The following is a 2,213-nucleotide window of genomic DNA, read 5'->3' as shown; positions in this document are numbered from 1 at the left end:
TGGCCTGATAATTAAGTTAGAGGTGGTAAACTATTTGGTTAACGATGGTAAAGTAATTTGGTTAAAGCTGGCCTACTAAATCACATTACGTCCATCAATTCCCTGAAGCAGCGTAATGTTGATACCTGGCAGATTCTTCCGAAATTCAGAAAAGAACTGGCCTGTCTGCTGTTAAATCAGGTTCTTTACCAGAAAAATCACGGCATGAAACCTGATCTTTCCTCGGGCGACAGGGAATTTGTGGCAAATCTGGTTTCGGATGTCAGTGTAAAGAACAGGATAGAAAGGTGTTTAAACGAAGTTTAAGGTTAACAATCTGCAGAGCCTAAATGATAATTCAAGGAGTATGAATTGCATAGAACAAAGCGAACAACGGGTGAGGTTGTAGGATCTGACAACTGGATGTCGTATACGGACATCATGACAGGTCTGCTGCTGATTTTTATTATTCTGATTTGTACCCTGATAGTACGAATTAATGATTCGATTAGGGAAATAGAGGATATCAGACAGGAAAAAAATGAATTAGAGCAGCAGAAAAATAGAATAGACAATGCTCTGGTTAAACATAGAAACAATGTCGTAGAGTTATTGAAAAGCATTAAAACGGATCTTGATGGAAAGAGAGTATCCGTAGACGTGGATTACGATAATTTCGTAATTCATATCAATAATTCCACCCTGGGATTTGAGAAAGGCAGCTATCTGATCAAAGACGGTACCAATGTAAGAATAATTTCCGAGGCTGTGTACCGAACCTTTACTTCCAGGCCGGAGGAACTCAAATCACTGAATACGGTCTTTATTGAAGGTCATACAGATAAGGATCCGTATAACAACAACACTCTGAAGGGAAACTGGGGACTGTCTTCTCTTCGCGCCATAGAGTTCTGGGAAAAATTTACAGGATTGGATTTTGATGAACAGGAAAATGGCAATTGTCAAAAATTAAGGTATTCCAATTTAAAAGAATGTTATTTTCTGAATCTAAAAAACACTGAAAACAAAAAAATCTTTTCCGTGAGCGGTTATGCTTCCTCAAGACCGGTTTCCTACAGCGATGACAGAATTAACAGACGTATAGACATACGTTTTATTCCTAAATCAACTACTCCTGAAGAATTTAAAAATATAATCAGATAACAGCCACAAAAAAATATATACTGACAGCAGATGAAATCTTTAGGAAAAACAAAGAAGATTTGATAATTGCATTGATATGCCAATCGTTTATCGGCAAGAAAACTGGGAACAGGTTAAAAATAATCGTAATTCATGTTTCCACATAAGTAACAGACAACAGAGTCTTGAACCTGATGTCATTAAGAGATTATTCATGGAAAATATTATTCCTGAAATAAAAAAATAGTTCTGTAGACAATATGAAACAACCTCCTTGAACGGATGCCTTGAAAATCAATATCCAGACAGGTGGCGTGCATTTTGCCCAGACTTTGTAATCCTATGATTGGTCAGTTTTTTGAAAACCGGAAGATGTATGTTTTTTATTTGTCGGTATTGTGCTTATGCTGGGTAAATACAGAGCAGAGCATACCATACCATACCATACTCAAAAAGCTCTTCCGATTCAAATTTTTAATTATATTATAATAAGCGATAAAAAATAACATAGCAGAATTAAAATTTATGGGTACTACAAAACTGTCATCGGCGTCAACCAATTACGATTTTACAAAGAAATATGCTAGCGGCAAATCAAACTGCACTAATCAGTTAGATTTATATTCCTATACAGGCAGAGTAAAGTTTTACGATCAGGAAAAAGGTTTCGGTTATATTCAGGAAATTTCTGATACCAAAAATCTGAAGAACGTAGTCAAAGAATAGCGTGTTACTGCTGAACATCTCGGGAACAAGGTAATTCATCATGGTGACTTCGTTTATTTTATGAAGCATGGAAAGACAATAGGTTATATTTCCATCATAAACAAGCGTGAGCTGCTCAAAATTCCTTGTTATGATTGCGGAAGAAGGGATTATATTCCTGGAAAGGATTCATGTTGTCCTAATTGCGGACATATCTTTAAAAACATTAGCGGAGAAAAGGCTTCATTAACAGGTAGAAAGAACAATACAACTCCCGACTACATAAAAGAATTGTTAAACGAGTAAATTTGTTGACACTAAAAACGAGTAAAAGTTGACACCATGAGATTATACCTATTTATCGTTTTCTTCCAGTAATTTTTCTT

The 2,213-nt window shown here is 35.7% G+C and carries 4 protein-coding genes; all 4 read left to right on the top strand.

All coding sequences use genetic code 11. The features are described 5' to 3' along the window. Positions 1 to 57: 57 nt before the first annotated feature. The 4 genes from T489_RS0112190 to T489_RS15035 all read left to right on the top strand — a co-directional run bounded on the left by T489_RS0112190 (position 58) and on the right by T489_RS15035 (position 2,133). A complete protein-coding gene (locus T489_RS0112190) occupies positions 58 to 306 on the top strand; it encodes a hypothetical protein (RefSeq protein ID WP_031580288.1) in 249 nt (82 codons plus the stop codon). A gap of 45 nt (positions 307 to 351) precedes the next feature. Then, a complete protein-coding gene (locus tag T489_RS0112185) occupies positions 352 to 1,143 on the top strand; it encodes an OmpA/MotB family protein (RefSeq protein ID WP_157608268.1) in 792 nt (263 codons plus the stop codon). Between the two features lie 504 nt (positions 1,144 to 1,647). After that, complete coding sequence (locus T489_RS0112175) at positions 1,648 to 1,848, top strand: hypothetical protein (RefSeq protein ID WP_031580286.1); 201 nt, start codon at positions 1,648 to 1,650, stop codon at positions 1,846 to 1,848. A 60-nt stretch (positions 1,849 to 1,908) separates the two neighbouring features. Beyond that, positions 1,909 to 2,133, top strand: coding sequence for a hypothetical protein (locus T489_RS15035; RefSeq protein ID WP_157608267.1), 225 nt, complete (start codon positions 1,909 to 1,911; stop codon positions 2,131 to 2,133). Positions 2,134 to 2,213 lie beyond the last annotated feature (80 nt).

Origin of the sequence: Ruminobacter sp. RM87, assembly GCF_000701925.1 — a bacterium.
In the GTDB taxonomy this organism is placed as follows: Bacteria; Pseudomonadota; Gammaproteobacteria; order Enterobacterales; family Succinivibrionaceae; genus Ruminobacter; species Ruminobacter amylophilus.
This window is presented reverse-complemented; position numbering and strand designations above follow the sequence as displayed.

Bases quoted from the DNA above. Each gene is read 5' to 3' on its own strand.
- T489_RS0112175 (WP_031580286.1), top strand. From the start codon at position 1,648: ATGGGTACTACAAAACTGTCATCGGCGTCAACCAATTACGATTTTACA.
- T489_RS15035 (WP_157608267.1), top strand. From the start codon at position 1,909: ATGAAGCATGGAAAGACAATAGGTTATATTTCCATCATAAACAAGCGT.